24 protein-coding genes and 2 pseudogenes are annotated in these 20,377 nt (G+C 58.9%); 6 read left to right on the top strand and 20 right to left on the bottom strand.

All coding sequences use genetic code 11. The annotated features are described in order from the left end of the window. Positions 1-858 precede the first annotated feature (858 nt). From GGD66_RS33775 to GGD66_RS33765, 3 genes are all read right to left on the bottom strand, one after another. A complete protein-coding gene (locus GGD66_RS33775) occupies positions 859-1,425 on the bottom strand; it encodes a hypothetical protein (RefSeq protein ID WP_183260963.1) in 567 nt (188 codons plus the stop codon). Next, a complete protein-coding gene (locus GGD66_RS33770; protein ID WP_183260961.1) occupies positions 1,422-1,577 on the bottom strand; it encodes a hypothetical protein in 156 nt (51 codons plus the stop codon). The genes GGD66_RS33775 and GGD66_RS33770 overlap by 4 nt, the downstream gene beginning before the upstream one ends. A gap of 520 nt (positions 1,578-2,097) precedes the next feature. Next, positions 2,098-2,274 (bottom strand): hypothetical protein, encoded by a 177-nt coding sequence (locus GGD66_RS33765; RefSeq protein WP_183260958.1) that lies wholly within the window; start codon positions 2,272-2,274, stop codon positions 2,098-2,100. A gap of 147 nt (positions 2,275-2,421) precedes the next feature. On the opposite strand from GGD66_RS33765, the gene GGD66_RS33760 reads away from it, so the two are divergent. Beyond that, a complete protein-coding gene (locus tag GGD66_RS33760; protein ID WP_183260956.1) occupies positions 2,422-3,300 on the top strand; it encodes a hypothetical protein in 879 nt (292 codons plus the stop codon). A gap of 418 nt (positions 3,301-3,718) precedes the next feature. Here the strand turns inward: GGD66_RS33760 and GGD66_RS33755 are convergent, their stop codons facing one another. Next, positions 3,719-4,078: a hypothetical protein gene (locus tag GGD66_RS33755; protein WP_210321764.1), complete on the bottom strand. Its 360-nt coding sequence runs from the start codon at positions 4,076-4,078 to the stop codon at positions 3,719-3,721. Between the two features lie 294 nt (positions 4,079-4,372). Between GGD66_RS33755 and GGD66_RS33750 the strand changes: the two genes are divergently transcribed. Beyond that, positions 4,373-4,654: a DNA -binding domain-containing protein gene (locus tag GGD66_RS33750; protein ID WP_183260953.1), complete on the top strand. Its 282-nt coding sequence runs from the start codon at positions 4,373-4,375 to the stop codon at positions 4,652-4,654. A gap of 442 nt (positions 4,655-5,096) precedes the next feature. Here GGD66_RS33750 and GGD66_RS33745 read toward each other — a convergent pair whose 3' ends face one another. From GGD66_RS33745 to GGD66_RS33715, 7 genes are all read right to left on the bottom strand, one after another. Then, positions 5,097-5,546, bottom strand: a complete 450-nt coding sequence (locus tag GGD66_RS33745; RefSeq protein ID WP_183260950.1) for a hypothetical protein — start codon at positions 5,544-5,546, stop codon at positions 5,097-5,099. A 16-nt stretch (positions 5,547-5,562) separates the two neighbouring features. Then, positions 5,563-6,195: a hypothetical protein gene (locus GGD66_RS33740; RefSeq protein WP_210321763.1), complete on the bottom strand. Its 633-nt coding sequence runs from the start codon at positions 6,193-6,195 to the stop codon at positions 5,563-5,565. A gap of 257 nt (positions 6,196-6,452) precedes the next feature. Further along, positions 6,453-6,674, bottom strand: coding sequence for a hypothetical protein (locus GGD66_RS33735; protein ID WP_183260946.1), 222 nt, complete (start codon positions 6,672-6,674; stop codon positions 6,453-6,455). After that, on the bottom strand, positions 6,671-7,201 hold the full coding sequence (locus tag GGD66_RS33730; RefSeq protein WP_183260943.1) for a hypothetical protein: 531 nt from the start codon (positions 7,199-7,201) through the stop codon (positions 6,671-6,673). The genes GGD66_RS33735 and GGD66_RS33730 overlap by 4 nt, the downstream gene beginning before the upstream one ends. 12 nt (positions 7,202-7,213) lie before the next feature. Further along, the gene (locus GGD66_RS33725; RefSeq protein WP_183260942.1) at positions 7,214-7,420 is read right to left on the bottom strand and encodes a hypothetical protein; all 207 of its coding nucleotides are present in this window, start codon (positions 7,418-7,420) and stop codon (positions 7,214-7,216) included. Between the two features lie 493 nt (positions 7,421-7,913). Further along, positions 7,914-8,159 (bottom strand): hypothetical protein, encoded by a 246-nt coding sequence (locus GGD66_RS33720; RefSeq protein ID WP_183261090.1) that lies wholly within the window; start codon positions 8,157-8,159, stop codon positions 7,914-7,916. A gap of 88 nt (positions 8,160-8,247) precedes the next feature. Further along, the gene (locus GGD66_RS33715; protein WP_183260940.1) at positions 8,248-8,472 is read right to left on the bottom strand and encodes a hypothetical protein; all 225 of its coding nucleotides are present in this window, start codon (positions 8,470-8,472) and stop codon (positions 8,248-8,250) included. Between the two features lie 777 nt (positions 8,473-9,249). Here GGD66_RS33715 and GGD66_RS33710 point away from each other — a divergent pair. Next, complete coding sequence (locus GGD66_RS33710; RefSeq protein ID WP_183260938.1) at positions 9,250-10,080, top strand: polysaccharide deacetylase family protein; 831 nt, start codon at positions 9,250-9,252, stop codon at positions 10,078-10,080. Positions 10,081-10,203: 123 nt separating this feature from the next. Here the strand turns inward: GGD66_RS33710 and GGD66_RS33705 are convergent. From GGD66_RS33705 to GGD66_RS33685, 5 genes and pseudogenes are all read right to left on the bottom strand, one after another. Next, a pseudogene (locus GGD66_RS33705) lies at positions 10,204-11,268 on the bottom strand (putative bifunctional diguanylate cyclase/phosphodiesterase); the annotation flags it as partial. Positions 11,269-11,469: 201 nt separating this feature from the next. Next, complete coding sequence (locus tag GGD66_RS42500) at positions 11,470-11,799, bottom strand: hypothetical protein (RefSeq protein ID WP_183260936.1); 330 nt, start codon at positions 11,797-11,799, stop codon at positions 11,470-11,472. Positions 11,800-11,841: 42 nt separating this feature from the next. Next, positions 11,842-12,351, bottom strand: coding sequence for a hypothetical protein (locus GGD66_RS33695; RefSeq protein WP_183260934.1), 510 nt, complete (start codon positions 12,349-12,351; stop codon positions 11,842-11,844). Between the two features lie 179 nt (positions 12,352-12,530). Then, the gene (locus GGD66_RS33690; protein WP_183260932.1) at positions 12,531-12,959 is read right to left on the bottom strand and encodes a hypothetical protein; all 429 of its coding nucleotides are present in this window, start codon (positions 12,957-12,959) and stop codon (positions 12,531-12,533) included. Positions 12,960-13,044: 85 nt separating this feature from the next. Further along, positions 13,045-13,305, bottom strand: coding sequence for a hypothetical protein (locus GGD66_RS33685; RefSeq protein WP_210321762.1), 261 nt, complete (start codon positions 13,303-13,305; stop codon positions 13,045-13,047). Positions 13,306-13,454: 149 nt separating this feature from the next. On the opposite strand from GGD66_RS33685, the gene GGD66_RS33680 reads away from it, so the two are divergent. Further along, complete coding sequence (locus GGD66_RS33680; RefSeq protein ID WP_183261088.1) at positions 13,455-13,691, top strand: hypothetical protein; 237 nt, start codon at positions 13,455-13,457, stop codon at positions 13,689-13,691. A 305-nt stretch (positions 13,692-13,996) separates the two neighbouring features. On the opposite strand, the gene GGD66_RS33675 is transcribed toward GGD66_RS33680, so the two are convergent. Further along, entirely contained in the window at positions 13,997-14,437 is a 441-nt protein-coding gene (locus GGD66_RS33675; protein WP_183260928.1) for a hypothetical protein, read from the bottom strand. Positions 14,438-14,549: 112 nt separating this feature from the next. Between GGD66_RS33675 and GGD66_RS33670 the strand changes: the two genes are divergently transcribed. Further along, positions 14,550-15,530, top strand: a complete 981-nt coding sequence (locus GGD66_RS33670; RefSeq protein ID WP_246789124.1) for a DMT family transporter — start codon at positions 14,550-14,552, stop codon at positions 15,528-15,530. Positions 15,531-15,547: 17 nt separating this feature from the next. Here GGD66_RS33670 and GGD66_RS33665 read toward each other — a convergent pair whose 3' ends face one another. After that, on the bottom strand, positions 15,548-18,184 hold the full coding sequence (locus tag GGD66_RS33665; RefSeq protein ID WP_183260924.1) for an EAL domain-containing protein: 2,637 nt from the start codon (positions 18,182-18,184) through the stop codon (positions 15,548-15,550). A 186-nt stretch (positions 18,185-18,370) separates the two neighbouring features. On the opposite strand from GGD66_RS33665, the gene GGD66_RS33660 reads away from it, so the two are divergent. Beyond that, entirely contained in the window at positions 18,371-19,240 is an 870-nt protein-coding gene (locus GGD66_RS33660) for a hypothetical protein (RefSeq protein WP_183260921.1), read from the top strand. Positions 19,241-19,293: 53 nt separating this feature from the next. Here GGD66_RS33660 and GGD66_RS33655 read toward each other — a convergent pair. Together GGD66_RS33655 and GGD66_RS42100 are read right to left on the bottom strand one after the other, a co-directional pair. After that, positions 19,294-19,949, bottom strand: a pseudogene (locus GGD66_RS33655) (NYN domain-containing protein). After that, positions 19,927-20,049 (bottom strand): hypothetical protein, encoded by a 123-nt coding sequence (locus tag GGD66_RS42100; RefSeq protein WP_283814508.1) that lies wholly within the window; start codon positions 20,047-20,049, stop codon positions 19,927-19,929. Before GGD66_RS42100 ends, GGD66_RS33655 begins: the two are co-directional and overlap by 23 nt. Positions 20,050-20,377 lie beyond the last annotated feature (328 nt).

The following is a 20,377-nucleotide window of genomic DNA, read 5'->3' as shown; positions in this document are numbered from 1 at the left end:
GCGGCGGCCGCCCCGGAAAGGCCAGCGGCGGAAAGACGAAGGTGGCCAACTTGGCCAGCTTCGTAGCCGACACATGCGGCAAGACCGGAACGGCGGAACGATCGATCCGCCGCGACGCGACCCGCGCCAACGCGCTAGGCCCCGATCTAGACCGGATCGCCGGGAACGTCGCTTGGCAAAGGCGGTGAACTGGATTGCCCGTCCCTTCGAGGCCCGGCCGCACTGGGCGGGGCCGTCGACCGAGGGGCCGGCGGCCCCTCGCCGCGAAGGCGTCAGTACGCGAAACAAGGACGACTTCGCGACTGCGTCTAGCATCGGCGCCGCCGCCGGCAAGCGCAATGAGATACGATCGTTAGTGTTACTTGGATGGCTTAATGGTAGCCGGTCGCTTCGCCTCTGGTTTGCGCGAGGTGATCGCCTCTACCTTCTTCAGCGTCTGTGCAAACTCAGATCGGAGATACTGTTCGTGCTTCGGATCTATAGGCTCCGAGAGGAACGCAATCTTCACGAGGAAGCGGTTCAGTAGCGATGCTATCGTAAGGTTGTCCGAGTGCTGCGATCGCAGCCCTGTGAGTTGCCGACGCATCTCGATGAGATCAAGCGTTTCGTGGTCCGGCTGCTCTTCCAATTGAAACGGCCCGTGATCAAACGAAGCGTCGCGCCGAATATATTGGCGCGACGACTTCGCCTTGGGGTGGACCCGGACGGGGCAATGTCCGGTGGCCAAAAGTTAGCAGTTGGAGGTGCGGCTGCAATCGAAGTCGCGAGTTAAGCTTGATGTCGCGCGATCAGGTTAAATCTGGAACCTCTTGGCAAGCGTCATTAAATCTGACAGACGCAGCCCTGGGCAAATGCCGGTCATTTTCGGACCCTCAGCCAGTTTGGCAGGGAGATGAGCAGCTCGACGCAACGCACGTTGAGCCAATGCAGCGCATCAGTCTCCGCCGGCGGAACGCCGGAAATGCGAACAGTTTTGTTGGCCAGCAGTGCAGAAATGAAGACGTGCTGTGCGGCATGGTGCGTAGGGCAAAGCCAGATGTGCTCATGGATCGGACTGACAGCCCCGGCGTCATACTGGACGGCCAGCGGCAGAATGTGGTGCGCTTCCGTCAATCCTTCGTACTTGCCACAGCACGCACAGCCGGACCGCGCCCCCGGATCGAACGCAAGCCGCGCGGCAGCGATCCACGCACTTTTGCGCCTCTGCCGGTCGCGCTGTAACCGATTGCTAGCAAGGCCAATCTCTGCCGCTAGCAGCGCACGCCGGTTATGACTTTCCTCGCGCGCCCTAGCGCACCACGCAATGAACGTCTCTTCCGGCTGAGGCGGAAAGGTAGCGGCCACCTCAGCCTTGATCGCTTCCCAAAGCTCCGGGTCAACATCCCTCGAAACCATATGGTCGCCTGCCCTTCCGTCCAGCGTCATTGCCCGGCATCCAGATCCAAAAGATTTTCGCAAAAGGTGTCGCCGGTTTCAATCGCGGCGTTCAGGATCATTGCGGCGATCGGGCTCGGATCGAGCGAGTGGCGCGCCGCAAGGCGCGCGAGAAGGTCGGAATTGCGATCCTGCACGGCCACGCTACAGACGCGAGCTTCGCCGGCCTGCCGCCCTGCCCTGACAACCGAATATCGCAGCGCTTGCACAGTTCGAAGATCCGCGGCGCCTGCTTGGCTGCCAGACCGATGTCCAGCGCGATTTCGCGCGCCGTCATCTTCCTTTCTTCAGCGAGGAACCGGACCCATTGACCCGCGCGTCGTTCCAGTCGACCCGACGAACGACGTTGCCGAAGTTGGGCCTCGACATTTGCGCCCCTGCTTTTCGGGGCCGACATCGCGGCGCGGTCGAAGTCCTGCGGGCCGCGTCTCCCGGATCGACGCTTGGACGTTCTGCGGTAAGCTTCATGCGGGGATCGGACGGTGCGCGGTGCGGGATTAGTCGCACTAGCTCGCCGCAAAGACATTGCGCAATGCCTTCCGGCAGCTGTGTGGGTAACGGCAGCGCCAGGTCGGTGTTTCCAAGCCGCCCACTCTCACTGGAGGCGCCAATCCTCATAGGTCTCGAACGGCGGCTCAGTCAATAACAAGGTGGCCCCCCGCCTCAGTGGCGCGCCGGGTATTCCGCGATCTTGCGTGCGCCCTGCCAGAGCTCAACAGCACAATCCTTCGCGAGTTGATGGGCTCGTTTTTTCGCCGTGTCTTCGTCTGCGCAGACGATATTTACGCGATGGACGATTTGCCCATCAGGCCCGAGCATGTAGGCCGCGTACTCTTCCATCGAAGTGTTTCCCCATGGCTTGGATTACGGCCAAGCCCGGAGTGTGATTGAACGCTTTCAACCCGACTGTCACTGAAAAAATATGCAATGCTGACGTGAGGCAGCATTGCGGACCGCGCCGGCTTCACACTACTGCGGCTCGTGGGTGTGGACGACGGCGACTTTGCCTTCCAGCCTGGCAACCCGCCCTTAACCTATCCGCGTTATTCGCCGGTCTTTCATCGTCTCCGCCTGCCGGCCGCGGCGAGCGCAACCCGCCTTCGACGTCCGATCCATAGCATGCGCAAGCCACAGCCCGACCTGATCGCCTTTTCGTTGCTTCTGCTCAGTTGCGCTCTGATCGCCTGGACGGGGACTGCTGGCCCTGTATTTGCCGAGAGCTTTTGGACCGGACTGGAAGATTGGCAAACGTCGATCGCGGCCGTTATCGCATTGTTGGCGGCTTATTTGGCTGCGCGACCTGTGTACCGCCAGCTTGCAGAGCAACGCCGACAATCAGCAGCCGCCGCCGTTTCTATGATTGTGAAAGCCGCGGTATCGTTAGAAGAAGAACGAGACATCATCCGGAAGGCCGTCGACGACCTTCGGATAGATCGCCTTCTGTGGGAGTATGACGAGCTGTCGTGGCATGACATTTACAGCTCATGGCCGGAAGATGCGTTCGGCCTGATGACAGTCTGCGACACTGCGCTTCGCTCGGTGCGCCTATACGCTGAACGCAACCCCGATGCATCGGCCACACAACGGTGTCGCGTTGAAGCAATTGCAGCGCTTGAACAACTCCGCGCCGGCTTGACTGATCTCGTCACGATCATGCGACAGCAGACATCGGGACTGAGCTATGAGGAAGGCGAGGAGGACATTCCAGTTAAGGAGCATCAGACTAGGCGCCAGGAAGTGAACGTCAAAGACGAGCGTTGGAGGATCGCTGCCCACGGGTTGGACATCGCGCTTTCGATGGAAATCGCGAATGTTTGGCGCCGCATTCGTCAACTCGAAAGCATTGCAATCGGTGCCTTCGAATAGGACCTATCGCTCCATCGCTCGCCCGCGCCTTTCGGCATCGCCATGAGGCGGTCTAGGCCGCGCGATGCTCGCCGGGCCGTGCGGTCAACATAATGGTAGAAGTGCATGTCAGGGGACATGGTTGAACTGCGTAGTGGCCGATAGCCCCGTCGCTCAGCATCTGCCAGCAGCGGGGCTGTCTGGGTCTGCTTGAGGCTGACGTAATCCGCGCCAACAGCTATGCCGCAGGTTTCAAGCAGTACGCGTGCGCTCTCGCGCGTCACCCGCGGCGTATTATCCTTTTGGGCCTCGGCAGCGGTGGCCCATCAGCGTCCCCGGGTCCGCCAGTACGACGGCGGATCCTGCCCCGTTATTTGGAAACGGCCGTCTCGGTGTACTCGGCCCCGATCCTGGTTGCCATCGCCTCGGGCTTTTCCCCCTAGGTGGCGAAGCCTGTCTGAAGAGCCGATGCGCGTTGCGCGGACAAGCGGAGCGCGCGCTTGCGGTCAAGGAGGTCTCGGTCCGCAAAAACAATGTCCGCGAATTTTGACAGTCCGGCGTCGCGCATCTTCTTCCCTGCCGAAGCCGTGATGAAGACCAGGACGATGTTCCGGTTCATCCCCAGAATTCTTAGATCAGAGAAGCACAGGATCGAGCACCTGTCCGCCTCCGCAGCCGGCATACAAGCCGCCTTCGTAAACTGGATCATGATCGCAATTTCAGAACTCACCTTATCGGCAATCGACTTTGCGACCCGCTGATCGCATGCGGCGTTGGCAGTGCCTCCTAGGGAAAACATGAAGAGGAGCGCCGCAGCGCGGTACGTCCATCCGATCACACGTGCCCCGTCAACGACGATCTGCCGCCATTCATGTTCCTTCCGCCGCGGTGTCCCGCTTCACGAGCTAGTTCAAGGGCAGAGGCTCAAATAGGTGGTGGCGCGCCAGCGCGGACACGGAGTTTTGGGTAGCTGCGGGATGATGCCCCCACGGGCAAACTGGCGCAAGCCGCTCCGCTGTCCGGCCGCCGTCACGTCCCTGACACAAACGCCGGGAAATATACCGGTGTCACAACCCATGATCGCGGGAAGCCGATGCCGCCGCTTCTTAATCCAGTTGTCGCCGATCTGGCGCCTTCCGACTCCGATCTGACCGTGTACGATGAAGAGCACACGATCACGTATTGGCGCCTGCTCGACGCCAATGCCGAAGGCGCTGACTGGCGCGAGGTATCGCTTATCGTCCTGGGCATCGATCCAGACCGCGAGCCAAAGCGGGCCCGGCAGGCGTTTGATACCCATCTTGAGCGCGCGCTATGGATGGCGAACAGCGGATATCGTCAACTGCTGCGAGGAGCACCTTCGAAAAGTTTGTAATGGCAAAGAAGACGGCCGGGGGGCGTCAGCCGCCGCCGGCCGTCCTACGCTACGCTGCCTGTGGCTGGGGGGCTAGAATTAGGCAGCGACACGCTCCAGTGACCGCAAGCCTGCCCATCGCCGGTTAACAACCCATTAACCAAATCGGGCTGGCTCTGGACCATTCAAAGGCTAGAAATCGGCGGGCCGTTCCGGCCTTCCGCGCCTTGGTGAGCAGATCGAAGGGAAGAACGTTGCTACCGCTGAAGTGATAAATCCGATATGCTTCCCGAAGGCTCGGTTCGCGCTGAAACTTGCGCTACCGTTCTACGGTCTGCCGCTCGCGACCGATGATCTTGGCGAACGCTTCATTTTGCCCGCTTCGGTTCATGTCGGAAAAGCGCTGGACCAGATATTCATCGAGGGTCATTGCGGCAGCCCGCTTTCTTCAACGTCGTCGGCGTCAGATCTCGTCCAAGTTCTGAAGAAACCAGACGCGGAAGTCCTCCATCTTCGGCGTCCAATCCTTCGCTTCCAATTTTGAAGCCGCCCGCGCGATCATCATGGCGGCGTCGAAGCACGTGATCTCCATCGCGTCATCGCCGCCATGCTTGAGCCAATCGCGCTCTCGATTTAGCAAAGTGATCCAGTCCCTCTTCTTCCCAAATCTCTCTTGGGCGCGCGGATTGTCCCGCAGGCCAGCGAAGAGGTGATGGCCATCGCGCTTTATCATCCCTTCGGCTGCGCCGGCGAGCGTCAGGCCAATGTCGAATTTGCCTCGCTCCAAAGCGTCGATCGCAGCTTCGACCTGTCGCGTGGCGCCCTGCGCCAGCGTCAGTTTCAGCGCAGGGGCGGGCAGCCGCGGACCGCGGAAACGGCGCCATAGCTTGTTTTTGGGTGTTAGGCGATCCATGCGGTTGGGCATCCGCTCAAGGACCAGCTGGGCGCGCTTCGATTTGGAGGCGTATGAATTCGGCTGCGCGCTTGATCACTGACAGCACGTCCAGCTGTCGATCGTCCTCCAGTGTGACGCCGCCAACAAGATCGCCGTAGCGAGACAAGCCGTAAGCCTGAGACGCGTAGTCCATAGGCGGCCGCGCGATCACTTCATTTGCCGACAAAGTCGGAATTTTCGGATCACGCGTTCTCACATGTTTGAACGCGTGGGCAATGCGGTCGACCACCACGAAGTCGGCGTTTTTCCGGAATGTGTCTCGAACGGGTTTGCCGCTCAGGTAGTCGGTCGCATGGAAGACAGCGACCGCGGCCAAGAACGCCTGCCGGACCGACGTCGGGTTGGCGAAGCGGCCATCGCATCCAGTCTTAGGATCGGTGACCAGCACCAACTCGCCGTAGATTTCAGTGATGACCGCAGCGCGGTTCCCAGAATTGATGAAGGTGAACTGCTGATCCTGATCCAGCAGCAAATCACCTTTGTCGCGCCGCACTGCTAGGGCACCGTCGACAACGACACGGATGTCGTCGCGTTGGATAAGAACCGTGCGATGGTCGTGAACGCGGCAATGCACATTGATATCACCGCAACCACCCACCCGGCCCAATCGAGCCAGTGCTTCGTGTGTCGCTTGTCTTCCGATGCCTCTCGCGTGCAATCGTGCCACGCTAACCAGTTTTCGGCGAAGCCGATCGTCATTTCCGTCGTTCCGATCGTAACCGCGCCGGCTGGGCGGCGTCGGTTTGCGTCAGTCTGTTGCTGACGTTCAGCAGACTTTGCGTTTCCAGTTCTTCGAACCATCGTTTGCTTGATCTGGCTGCGCCGGGGACCAACGCGAGGCTTCATAGGGAAAGCGGTCGCTCTTCATCGGGCCACCACCGCGCAGCCGCGTTTCAGTGCCACCTCGTATACTTGCTTTAGCCCAGGGTCCGCGAGGATGGCCTCGCCAGGCAAGAAGTCGCCCACGATGTGCCATTCGAAGCCGCGGCTCGGATCGGGCAGCTTCATCGGATTGAGCACGTAGGCGGTGCGACCGGGACCTTCTCCGAAGGCGCCTCGTTCAACGAATTTCTGCAGTCGGTTCATTCCGTTCCCTTCGCTGTTGCGTTCACTGGCCCGGCGCGACCTGACAGTTGAAACATTCGCTCCACCTCTTCATTCGTTAGATCCTCAAATGTGGGAGCGGCGCGCCGGCCGCGCCGCTGATGGGAGATGTCGTCATCAATCCAGAGGTGGAGGATTGCGTGATGGTTGGGGCACAGGAACTCGTGCTCGTGGTTGGCGACCGAAAACCGGTCGAACTGCTCGCCCAATGGCACAACATGATGAGCCTGAGAGATGGACTGGAATTTGCCGCAAACGAAGCAGGCTTCGCGTCGCCTAGGTTGGAAGGCCATTCGGGCTGACGCTATCCACCCGCGCTTCCGCGCTGCTTCCTCGGCGCGCATCTCACGGCTGACTTCATCAATCTTAGCCGCAATCAAATAGCGTCGACGATCGCTCTCACCCTGTGCGCGAGACACCCAATCGTCAAAAATCTCCTGGTCGCCGAACGGGAAGCAGTCCTTCACCGCGCGACGGAGCTTTTCCTCAAAAGCGGCAATCGATATCATGCGAAGAAAGCCCTAGCCGCCTGAAAGCGGCGACCCGCGATCTTCGATCAGCAGCTGGCCGGCCTCGATAAAGAAGCGGTAGTTCATTGAAACGACGCTGGCGTTATTCATCCTCGCCGTGGCCGTGCACCGCGCTTCAGTAGCGCGGCGGGCGAGAGCTCCTATTCCGACCCCTGCAAAAGCAATTGTGCCTGCGGTGAACGCGTAGTCAGGTACCATGCCCCCGCCCCCGGTTGTGCAGGTGCGCACATTACACGCGCCGTCATTGGCCGGCATGCTCCCGCTGGCGTTATCCCCGGCAAATCTCCGCAAGCGTTCGGGGCGTGTTCGTAGCGACGTTGGTATGTCGCCGAGTTATTTTAGAAATTGATATGAGTTATCGAGCCGTTGTAGTTAGCTTTCAATCCCCTCAGCGGCACCATTTTGACTATCCCCCAGCCTTCGCTAGTTCTCCGTTTCGGCGGCGTCAGGTGGCCCGACTTCGCAAACGCCGCAGCCGGGTCGAATTAGCGTCCTTCGCGACTGCGTATGAGAATACGCGGCTAAGGGTCGCCCGGCATCGCTTTGTCGTTTCGTACCGGTTCTCTTTCCATGCCGGCCAGTTGCCTCCACTTTGCGAAGCGCCGTGCCAGCACGTCTGATGAGGTGATGGCGCCGATCTGAAGATGACCGATCTGCGGCCGGACTAGGTCGATAATCCAATTCGGCTTGTCTAAGGTAGTCGCACTCCTTGACCTCTCGCGCTGCTTGGCGATACTCGCGGTCTGCTGAGATCACGCGTCGGATCTTCAAGCTCGGCGATACGCTTGCGCAGCGCGGCGACTTGGCGGCGCAGCTTCCATAGCTCGTCGCCGGCCCAATAGGCGCCGCGCTGGGCGATTTCCTTGCGAACGTCGTCCGCTTCCGCGATCTCGCGGCGGATGACGCTGTCAAAGGCTTCGATGATCAGGTCTCGCACGAGTTATTACCACCTTTTAGGAGCCTGCCGGGGCCATCAGATGCCGGCTTTTGCCGGCCGCGTTGCTCAAGCGCTCTACGATCGTCAGTTACGCCTTCGGCAAACTGCCGGCGCGCAAGATGGCTTCGCATCTTGCTCGGACGCTTTGATGCTCGGTGTGCATGTGCATCGAGTAGATTTCCTCAAGCCCAAGGAAGACGTCTTCAACCGCTCCGGAGCCGCGTGCATTTTCGAGATCCTTTTCAACCCGCGCCAAAATCTTCAACTCTTTGGCGCAAGCTCTGTCTGCCTTCTGTTTTGTTACCGCTTTCACTGTCGTATTCTCCGTGGATCTTTCTGAGATCGAGATAGTGGTCCGGAGCCAGAAATAAGCAACGACAGGCGCTCCCTCGCGCCTTTAGGCTTGCGCCACTGGACATACGCGCGAGGACTCCGGACTTTGGGGAAAAACTATTACGCCTGCCATACGAGGTTTTCTGGACCTCATCGCGACAATAGGAAATGCCATTCGGCCACGTCAACGTTTAAGTTGTATTGTTTTGTATAACACGTATTGAGTCATTAATTATATCGACACACAAAGGTGCACCGTGTTTGAATCGCGCGATGAAACGCAGAATCAAACCGAACTCGCAGATGTGGACGGAAGGCGAAGCTCCTCAACTGCTGCGTTGCTCGACGAGCCAGGTGAGACATCTGCGGTTCACTCGTCAGCTCGGGTGTTATCAAGGCCGTTCCGGCCTCTCACAAGCCGATCTGGAAATATACGTCGCGGCAGTGAAGATCATCAGAGTCCGAATGCCCGGAACAGCCTAGGGGTACGCCGTCGTACCCGCTGACACGCGGCCACGCGTGCTGCAGACGCGGGTGCACTGATCTTGCGAAAGACGAACAGCAGCGATTGTCCAAGCTAAGCCGCCTTCCCCAGTGCAAGCAAGTCAGGCAGCGGGAGCGGTTCGAGCGGATAACGGACGTTCGACGACCTTTTTGCGCACGACATAGCCTCAATGCGCCGAAATCCCGCGATGCCGATCAGATAGTGTGCTGAGCCACGGGGCTCGCCAACCGATCGAGGTCGCATTAACGCGCAATGACAGAGTTGCGCCTGCCTAGATTAGCTTTTCGCATCGGCTGCGCTGGGCTGGCGTTGCTCGCCGGTACTGCCGTGGCAGACGCCTCTAGCTGCAATCGGCGGGATGCGCTCGGCACGGCGCGGGTGCTCGCTGTCGATGCCGCGCTCTTCCCGCGCGTGGGGCTGAAGAACTTTCCAGAGACGCTTCCTCTGGCGGACTATGAAGTCGTCCTCACCTTCGATGACGGACCGCGGCCGCCGAACACGGATAAGGTGCTGGCTGCGCTCGCACAGGAATGCGCGCGAGCCACGTTCTTTCTGGTCGGCCGATCCTCGGCGGAATTTCCCGAACTCGTGCGGCGTATAGCCGCTCAGGGGCACACCGTAGCGCACCACAGCTGGTCGCATCCGATGATGTCGAAAATCTTGTTCGAGCAGGCGAAAGAGGACATCGAGCGCGGTATCGCCGCCGTCGAAATGGCGCTCAACGGTGTGTCCACCAAAATGCCCTCGACACCGTTCTTCCGGTTCCCCTACTTCGACGCGACACCTGCGACGCTCGATCTCTTGCATGCGCGCGGAATTGTCGTGTTCGGAGCTGACCTTTGGGCGAGCGATTGGGAGAACATCACTCCAGAGCAGGAGCTCACAATCCTGATCGAGCGGCTCGAGGCCGCTCGTAAGGGCATCATTCTGCTGCATGATGCGCAGACGCGGACGGCGGCCATGCTGCCTGCATTCCTGCGCTACCTGCATCAGAACGGGTATCGGATCGTGCATCTGGTGCCGGCTGCCGCCAAGAGCGCTGAAGCCCCATTGACGTCTTGGCACCACGCCTCCCCGCAGTGAAGGCGCGCGAGAAGTGTCGGAGATCACCTCCTGGGGGCAGAGACGGCTACGGGCGACCTCGTGGCCTGATCGGGTTCGATTTGCGATGCCTCAAGTGAGGAAGCTGTTCCTGCGGCACGGCGATCATGCCGCCCTGGACGCCCTTGCGCCAAAGCGAAACAAGAGCTGCCCCACTTCGGCGGCTGGCCTGGCGCCGCTGAACAAGAATCCTTGCACCTCGTTGCAACCCTCGGCCCGAAGCCAATCGAGCTGCTCCGTGGTCTCCACCCCTTCCGCTGTCGTCGTGATGTTGAGGCTCCGGCCAAGGCCCGAGATCGCCCGCACGATGGCCCCGCAATCGGAGCGTTTCGCCAGATCCTTCACAAAGGAGCGATCAATCTTGATCTTGTCGAAGGGAAAGCTGCGCAAGTAGCTGAGGCGCGAATAGCCCGTTCCAAAGTCATCCAGCGATATGGAGACGCCGAGCTCGCGGAGCTGGTGCAGGATCGAAAGATTTGACTCCGTCTCCGCCAGAAACACCGATTCGGTGATTTCAAGCTCGAGCCGCTTCGGGGCCAAGCCGGAATTCGCCAGCGCTGAAATCACCACCTGAACCAGATTGCGGCTACGGAATTGCACCGGCGACAGGTTGACCGCGACCTTGATCTCTAAAGGCCACTTTACCGCCTCCTTACAGGCTTCGCGCAGCACCCATTCCCCGAGTGGCCCGATCAGCCCGATTTCCTCCACGAGGGGAATGAATTCGGCCGGCGAGATCATGCCCTTCCCTGGGTGCGGCCAGCGCAGAAGCGCTTCGAAACCTGAGATCTTGTCGCTCGCAATCTCGACCAGCGGCTGATAGTACAGCTCGAACTCGCTGCTGGCAAAGGCGCGGCGCAAATCAAGCTCCATCTCACGCCGTCGCTGCACCTGCTGATCCATCTCCCGCTCGAAAAAGCGATGCGTTCCGCGGCCATCCTCTTTGGCGCGATAGAGCGCGATATCGGCGTTACGCATCAACTCGGCGCTGCTCGCGCCGTCGCCTGGTGACAGCGCGATTCCGACCGAGGCACCGATAATGACCTCGTTATCGTCAATCTCGTATGGCGCACTCAATGTTCTGATCAGGTCGCCCGCGAATTGGCTCACATGCGTCGGCGAGGTATCATCTGTGAGAATGATCGAAAATTCGTCGCCGCCGAGCCGACAATGGACTTCGTGAGGGTCAATGACGCGGCAGTGCAGCACTATGGCTATGCTCCCGAGACCTTCCTGCGAATGAAAGTTCAGGAGATCTGGCCAGACGACGAGCGGGTCAGCTATACGCGGGCGCTGCGAGAAGCGGGCGACAATACACAGCGCCGCGACGCGGTTGCCGGCTGCATTCGCGCTTTCGAGTGCCTCTCCGAGCTACCTCTGGTGGAGTGCGCGGTTGGCGAGGCTGGTCAACGGCGCAAGGCCGAGGCCCGCATCGCCCATATCCCACTCTCCGCGCTCGAAGGCGATGACCTTGAACGCGCCCACCGCGCTCCATTGGATATCCATCACCTTGCGGCCGGCGTAGCGCACGTGGAGCTCGGACAATTGTTCGTCGCGCGGTGGCGCACTCGCCGCGGCGCGCAGGTCGATCGAGAGATGGCCGCGCCGCCACTCGCGCAGGAGCTTCCGTCCGTCGTCGGCCTCGATGAAACCGGCGATCTTGGCATCGCGCACGAGCCGAAAGGCGATCCGCCCGACCACTCGGGCTTCCTCATTCCTCGCGGCTCGCCCGGCGACCACGCTCTAACCGGAACGCACGTCGGGCAGGTCCTCGCCGGCGACATCATCATTCCCGATCGAGACCAGATCTCCATCGAGAGCGCTAAGCTCAAACTTGCGCTGAGCAACGCGGTAGAACACGTCAGCGTACCGGCTGAAATAGTCGAACACCGCCTGCATCCGCTTGAAGTCGACACGGTCGTCGAGCACGTCGCGGCGGATCATGCACCTCACCGGCCGACCGCGATCGGTCGCCATGCTGAAGTAGAGGCCCCAGAGATCCGGCAGCGGCCGCGTGTTCGGGATGGGCTGAAGCTTCCGCTCCTGCAGCCGCTTCTCGATCTCCCGGTCGAAATACTGGATCCGAAGCCAGCGGCTTTCAGCGTGGTAGTGGATGTCCCGCCAGACGCCGAGGGGGATCGCGTCTTGCCCCGACGCCCAGCGTCGCATCGAGCGATCGGAGACGCTGATTTGACCGGCCAGGTCGGTTTGCCAGGACTGGCCATACAGGGCTTCGCCGATCTGGCGGAGCAACAGCGCGTCTGCGGTCGGGATTTGTTGCGTGATCATGAGAAGAGGACCTTTCCGTCCAAGTTCGTCCGGGCCGGGACAATTCCGCGGGCCGGGACATCTCACGTAGGTATCAATGTGCCCTTGTGCAAGGCGCAGCATCGGAGGCGGCGGCCGGAGCCGCCGCCTTGGATGACGAATCACTACCCCATGCCGGCGATGAGCACGAGGCCGCCACCGCGCTCGTCGCCGCCATAGGCGTCGATCTGCGCCTCCTCGTACGCCATCAGCGCGCGCGCCATGATCAGCACGCCGGCCACCGTCCGCGGCCAATGCTCCCGTATATCGAACATGATCTCGTGGAGATCCTGGGCCCGATCTTGAGCCGTCTGCTTCGCCAGGACGATGCCCGGGGCCTCGATCGCCTGCGCACAGGCCGCCTCGAAGCGTTCGGCGGCGGCTAGACGATCAACGATCTCGTCGGGGAGCCACTCCTCCCAGATGTCCGGCTCGCTTCGCACTTCCTCAAGCCAGGTTCGAAGTCGATCTGCCTTCAGCACCATGACCAGCAGGGCGTCGGGATTAAAGTTTGCCGTTGGTCCCGAAGATGGCGCGGTACGCCGGCCCGCCATCGGCATCCTCCAGCTGCTCAAAGTGGCCTTCGAAGAAGTCCGCGTCCCCACGATCTGCGATCAGGATATCCGCCGGGATCTTCGGTTACATCCCCTTTGCGGTCGCCCTCGCCTCCTGCAACTGCGCGGCTGCGGCGCGGTAGGCCTCGTTCTTGTCATCGAGCTCGGCGCCGAGCGCGAGGAGAGTCTCGCTCTCGGTCACCGGAGGCGGCGGCAGCTTCGACATAGCCGCCGTCGGCACGATCGCGACCGAAGCGGTCTCGGCGACACGCGGCAGCACCGCCGCGGTGCCGAAGGCGGCCGCGAAAGCCGCCGCCAGCGTCACGACCACCGAGCGCCGGGACAACACCGACGCCCGGAAGGGCCCAGCTTGGCCGGCTCCGAGCGCGGCGTGAGCTGGCGTCTGCCGGACGGCATCGGGGAGCCCGGACGGGACAGGCGCACCGGTGGACTCCGTAAGGGCTCTGGCGAGGTTCCTCATTGGCGGGCCCTCCCGTGGAATGGGCTCGAGCCCATCCGGAAGGGCCACAGCGCGCAGGTCACGACGACGCACTTGCGCGCCTCGGCCTCGTTGCCGCCGCTGCAGTCGACGCATTTGGCGCGTATGGCGCGCGCTGGGCTAGCCGGGTGACCGACGCCCTCACCAGCATCGTCAACGGTCATCCAAACCGCGACATCAACCAGCTACTGCCCTGGGCCTACCGCGCTCAAGCCCTCAAAGCTGTGGCCTGAGAACGACGCTTACACACCGACGACCCCCGGCTGATCTTCGGCTAGACCAACAAGCTCCGCGGAAATGAGCGGAGCCCACTCAACGAAGACCTAACATTTAGGAGCGCGATGCGAAAAAGGCCATCTGAACCAGAGGCGTCCTACTAGCTCACCTCAGGTTCGTCCAATAAGCCCTGCCGCGACAATCGTTCCGTGCTCTATAAGCGCCTATCCCGACTGTTCGCCGAGCTCGTGGCGCGGCGACGCTCGCTATCAACGCCTGTTGCAAGATCTCGAGCCCACACTGCTGCTCAACCACCACGGTCTTAAGCCGATCGACGTTGACGCCCCTTGCGCGCCGGTTCGGGTTCACTAATGGTCTTCTGTTCACGCACAGCTGCCAGAACACCACCGCACCGAGCCGACTGCTTCAGATGAGCTTCTAGATCTGGATCGTTGACATCGATTGCCCACCACGTTCCGTCCAAACATAGCAAGGGTGAAGAGACGAGACTTTTACATCCTTTGCCAGAACGCGCGTCGTTAAGCTCAACTTTCACGATTTCCGCTCCCACCCAACTCAGATTCAGTGTCGGCAACCTATCCCGAATGGCTCCAGATTTCGTTGGAAGACAATGGACACTTTTAGACATTTCCTCGCCAATTACCTTGGGCACGCGGCCAGGTGTTTGGCTCGGATTTTCTGCAATCGGACGCCGCCATGTTTCTTTCGCGAAAATTAACCAAGAATTGTTTCTGTTATCCATAAGATTTCCATAAAACTTAAGCTAAGCGAGACTAAGTTTTGCTAGTGGGTCGCAAGCGATAGCGTCGCGCGGCAAACGCTGACGCAATCTTCCAAATTCATGGAAACGCATGATGAGCGATCTTACGGACGCCGCCCGCCATCCACAGACCCCGATGGCCATTCCTGGCTTACGTAAGGATGACGTTGTTCGCGGAATATATTGCATGATCGCCGCGAGCGTGATGTTCGCACTATCGAGCGCACTATCGAAATGGCAAGCCGCTCTCTATCCGGTCGGCGAGGTTATGTTCTTTCGCTCCGCTTCTGCGTTTGTCCTCTGCGCCGCATTGATCCTCCCGGCAACGGGCATGTCAGTCTTTAGCACTCGGCGGCCCCGCGCCCACCTTGCGCGCGGGCTGTCGCAGTCGATCTCGCAGACGTTCACTGTCATCGCCGTTAGTCTGATGCCGCTTGCAGGAGCGATCGCAATCAATTTTTCTGCATCGTTGTGGGCGGCGTTGCTGTCATTTATCTGGCTTAAGGAGCGTGCCGGGATCGCGCGTTGGAGCGCGCTGGTAACGGGATTTGTCGGGGTTCTCGTTGTGGTAAATCCAGGTGCAGATTCGTTGCAGATTGGCGCACTGTTCGCGCTGGCAAACGCGGTTATGTATGGCAGCGTCACCGTTGCGGTTCGCGGAATGACCGCAACCGAGTCTGCAAAAACGCTGTTGATGTGGCAGATGCTTACGGTAACCTTCTTTCACTCCTTCTTACTGCTGTTTGGATTCCGGATGCCGGCGCCGGCTGACGCAATCATGTTGATCTTGAGCGGTCTTACAAACGCCGCGGCACAATACTTTTGGACGCAAGCGCTCCACCTAGCCCCGGCCGCGGCCGTCTCGCCGTTCTATTACCTGACGCTCGTCTGGGCACTTGCGATCGGATTTGTCGTTTGGGGCGACGTACCGACGCTTTTTCTTCTGATCGGGTCCGGCATTGTTGTTGCATCGGGCCTGTTCCTGCTCGTGCACGAGGCTCGGCGACCAACCAAGAAGAAGCCGATCTCAGGTGAACAAACTGGAGACCCCGGCCTTCAGAAAGTCGCTGGCTAAACGAGCGGGTCCCAACTCTAGGCGACAAATTTGCGCCCGGGCGACCATTTGGCAATCATTTCAGGAACTTTCGCTATTGGAACGGGGGGGCTGAATAGATAGCCTTGCCCTTCGTCGCAATCGAGCGCCGCGAGAAAATCGTACTGTCCGACGGTCTCGATCCCTTCTGCCAACGTCGTCATTCCTAGAGCGCGAGCAATACTCACCACGGCTTGCACAATCACAACGTGCTCGGTGCCTTCAGCAAGGTCAGAAACAAACGACCTATCTATCTTGATTTTGTCGAATGGGAAGCTGCGGAGATAACTGAGAGAGGAATACCCCGTACCGAAGTCGTCCAACGAAATACGGACGCCGAGTTGCTTCAACTGACGCAGGGTAGATAGGGTGGATTCATTATTGGTCATGAATACTCCCTCGGTAATTTCAAGCTCAAGGCGATGCGGCTGAAGTTCGGTTTCCGCCAAGGCGTGTCTCACGACCTCGGAGAGATTGGAAGCTGCAAACTGAATCGGAGAAAGATTGACCGCTATCTTAAGATTGTTCGGCCAGTGCGCGGCGCAGCGGCACGCCTCTCTCAGAGCCCATTCGCCAAGAGGTTGAATGAGTCCAGTATCCTCCGCTACCGCGATGAATGTTGCCGGCGGTATCATGCCATTGACCGGATGGCGCCATCGCGCCAGGGCTTCGAATCCGGTTATGATGTTGCTCCGCAAATTGAGGATGGGCTGATAGTATAATTCCATCTCATTTTGCTCGATCGCCTCACGCAGATCGATCTCAAGCCGCCGTCGTTGCCTAAGCTCCCTGTTCATTGCAGCATGATAGAATTTATAGCTGCCCCGACCTTGGGCTTTGACCGCGTATAGTGCCAGATCGGCGGCAATCAGAAGGTCGTCGCAATTTACTCCATCGCACGGTCCAATGGCGATGCCGATACTGATTCCAGAACGGATTCGGTGGCCGCCAATCTCAAAGGGCTTCTGTGCTGCCTCGATCATACTATTCGCCAGGGCCTCGAGCGCTGGTCGAGACTCAACCGTCGCCACAACAACTGCGAATTCATCGCCACCGAGGCGTGCCAGCACTTCATTTGCACCGAGCGTACTCTTTAGGCGCCGGGCCATCTCCTGCAGGAGCAAGTCGCCGGTCTGATGGCCAAGCGTATCGTTGATAGCTTTAAAACGATCGAGATCAAGAAACAGGACGGCGAATTCCGCCAGTGGCTGCTCGTTGTCTACTGCCGGTGGTTGCCGGCGGCTCATCTGGTCGAGCATGGAGCGGAACATCCGCCGGTTTGGGAGACCGGTGAGGGAATCCTCGGAACTAAGGCGGACTGCATCTGCTTCAGCGCGCGATCTTTTCGTGACGTCAGTGAAGGTTTGGACGAATCCACCATCGGGGAGACTTTCCCTGCGAATCTCGATGATTGATCCATCCGGCATCGTTCGTTCGTTAACGCCGGGTTCTCCTGCGACAAGATCTGCCAAGATCTGAACAGACGCCGCGGTCAATCTGCCCGTCGGTGTCTCGTATTCGGCGAGTTGATCGACTCTTGGTGGGGTCTGTATGAACTCTACGGGCAAATCGAGTAGCTCGCCGCAGCGACGATTGATAATCGGAATCTGCTGATCATAGGTAACCAGCATGATTCCTTGGTTCATATACTCGAGCGTAAGGTCAAGTTGATTCGCTTTTTGTCTTGCCTTTGCGTCTATCCGTAGAAGCTGCTCAAGAGCAATGAGAACCAGAAAAGTCAGTACAGTGCCCACCAACGAATTCAACTTGAGGGCGTTTCGAGAGCTTTCCAAGATCTGACTTTTGCTCAAGCTAACGCTGACCCACAATGGATAGCCCTTGACGTTGCGGACAGTAATCAAACGCGTCTCGTTGTTGGCAGGATCGATGTTCTCGAATGTAGTTTCGGCCCCGGCTCGCATTTGGCCGAGCAGTTCTGTTCCGCTAAGATCGTCTCCAAGTGCGTAACCGACCGCGCTCCCGCCACTCGAACGAACCACGCCATCGCTTCCGATCAGGGCGATCGCCGCCGCCGATCCGAAATTGATATTGTTGTAGAATTTCGTCAAATGGTCCGGATTGAGCGAGGCCACGACGACGCCGCCGAACGTCTGGTCACTGTTCACGAAGCGCCGTGTGAATTGCACGGACCATTTTCCGCTGGCGCGGCCAACCACCGGCTTGCTGATAAAAAGCTGATCCGCGAAGTTGTTCAAATGAAATTGAAAGTGCTCGCGATCGCTCAGATCCAGGGCAGGCGCGGGTTGAGGGCCACTGTTCGATGCACGCATAATTCCCTTGTTATCGATAATGGCGACTTGGACGATGATGTCGCTCAGCACGTCGGTCGTGTTGGCAATAGCGCCAAAACTAACCGAATTTTTCCGAGTCTCAATGCTCCGTCGCAAGTATAAGAGCGCCTTATCAATTTCTCCGATTGATCGAAGAACATTCTCTTCGAATACTAGCGCAAAGTTATGAGCGTCCCGATGCGCCTCTCTTTCGTCCCCCCGAACATCGCCGAAGTATTTTACAGCAACTCCTGCCCATATCATGGTGATGATCACCAGTCCGAAAATTGCCGAGCTTCGACGCTCAGCAATCAGCTTTGGCAGCTCTAGGATTTGTAATTTCATGCCGAGCACAGGCCCCCTATCGGCAGGGCTTACTCGTCGGATATTTCGGGCGACTTAACTTCATTGATCGGCCACCGGAGCGTGGAAGGTTAACCTTAATAGATGGGTCACCACTCTTCCGAGTTGACGTCGAGAAAAATAACCGATTATTAACTCCCGATAAAAAGATCTTCTTTCGGAGTTCATATGTCGGGTTGCAATACGGCTGTTTCGAAAGAAGACGCATCACCCAACGCTGAAATAGCGACTTGTCCGCAACGCTTTGGCAACAAAGCTGTTGACGGAGGATTCGAGGCATCGATCAAAATTGCGAAACCTGTCATTCCCCGAGCCAACGACATCGCGCCAGAAAAAGTTTTGCAAGCCTTCAATACCTGGGCCTTTAAGCGTGAGCAGCCTGACAACTCTGTTGCAATGTTGCAGAGCATTTCCAAATCAATTGCGGTGAGAAATCCCGTTCCGTTTGTGCTCTATTGGGGCAAAGGCCCGCGGTCCAACATCGACAAGCCAGACTTCGAATGTCTGAACTATTTGGCTGCCTTCACCCGCCGAATCAGTAAAATATATGCGCCCGGGGCGGCACTAAGGTTGATTTTCACCGATACTCATGCGGAATTGAACGGACATACATCGCAGAACATACGCCAATATTTTGATGAGGTTGCGGATGGCGCCCGCGAACGCGGTTTCGAGAGCTGTTGGTTGGGCGACCTCACAAGGGCCGCGGAAGCGGATAACACAAGTCCTTTAATCGATGAGATCGTACCCGAGCCGACGTTCCAGCGGCTGCTTGCCAGCGCGGTGAAATGGTATCGTGGAAATGGAAGTTGTGAAGAGGGCGCATTAGAATATTACCGGATGAACATGGTGGAGAAATGTGCGGTCGAACGTGCATTTCCTGACTCAATTTTCATCACCTTCAACGGAAGCGAATTTCGAGGGCTTTTTCCCCAAAACCTTCCAATCTTCTACATGTATTCGCTTCGCAAAGGGATCAGCATCAAACCCTGGTTCCTCGTCCCGGATATGGCCGCCCGCGAACAGCGAGCAAGTTAGCGTCGCTTACCCACACACTGGGGCGACTGCGTACGATGTAGTTTGAATCGCGTTTAATCGCTCGAAACCGTGTCCCTGGAACCATTGTCGCGCAGCGGGACTTGCCCGGCATTGAGACGCGGCTCGCGTTCGCGCGGCGTCGGTCGTTCCAACGGATCGCGGCCGACCTTCGACTGCAAGCTCCGCCAAATCGGTAAAGACGTCAGCCTGACGTCCCAACTCGTCGGCGATCATCGGCTGTTGACTTGAAAGGGTCGAGACCACGGTCACCCGCACGCCGCGGCGCTGCACCGCTTCCACCAGCGAGCCGAAGTCGCCGTCGCCGGAGAACAGCACCATCTCGTCGATATGCTCGGCAAGCTCCATGGCATCGACCGCGAGATCGATATCCATGTTGCCCTTGAACCTTGCGGCGGCACGAGGCGTCGATGAACTCTTTCGTTGCCTTGGTGACGACGGTGTAGCCATTTAGTCTAGCCAGTCAATCAGGGGACGGATCGAGGAATACTCCTGATCTTCGATGATGGCGGTGTAATAAAGGCGCGCACCAGATTGCCGCGGCTCTGAAATTCCTTGAGCAGGCGCTTGTAGTCGATGTCGAAGCTGAGGTCTTGGCGGCAGCATGGCGATTGGCTCCGTCGATGAAGAGCGCGACCTTCTTCGGGGAGGACCTTCGAGCACAGGCCTCACAATTGGATCTTCGGGGCAATGGACTGATTATGACGCAGCAGCCAGTGCTGCCGCCCGAACCCGATTTGCGCGCCACGATAGCCCTCGATCAAAGCCTCCAACAACTCGGTTTCAGTCATCCTGCAGTCTGCCATGCAGCAATCATCAGGGACGCAAGAATAAGCAACAGAACCACGTAAAGCAGAAGTTGAGAGATTAAGCCACCATCACGTTCGAACATTATATCTCCCATCCGCGTTACACCTCTTCGGGCTGGGCCGGCAAGCTGACTTTGCCAGCGCTTTGGGCGCCTCTGCTCCGACCAACACTGAAGCAACGAACGCACAATCTCCTTTTCGCCTGAGTGCGTCGTCTCGGCTTCACATTTGCGGCGTCTCGGTTTCATATTGGAGCGTTTCGTTCAACCGATTATTGCAACGAGGCGCAAATTCGCGCCCAAATCCTGCA

The organism is Bradyrhizobium sp. CIR48, from assembly GCF_014198315.1.
Classification (GTDB): Bacteria; Pseudomonadota; Alphaproteobacteria; order Rhizobiales; family Xanthobacteraceae; genus Bradyrhizobium.
Note: the sequence above shows the minus strand (reverse complement) of the source record. Positions and strands in the feature narration are given on the sequence as shown.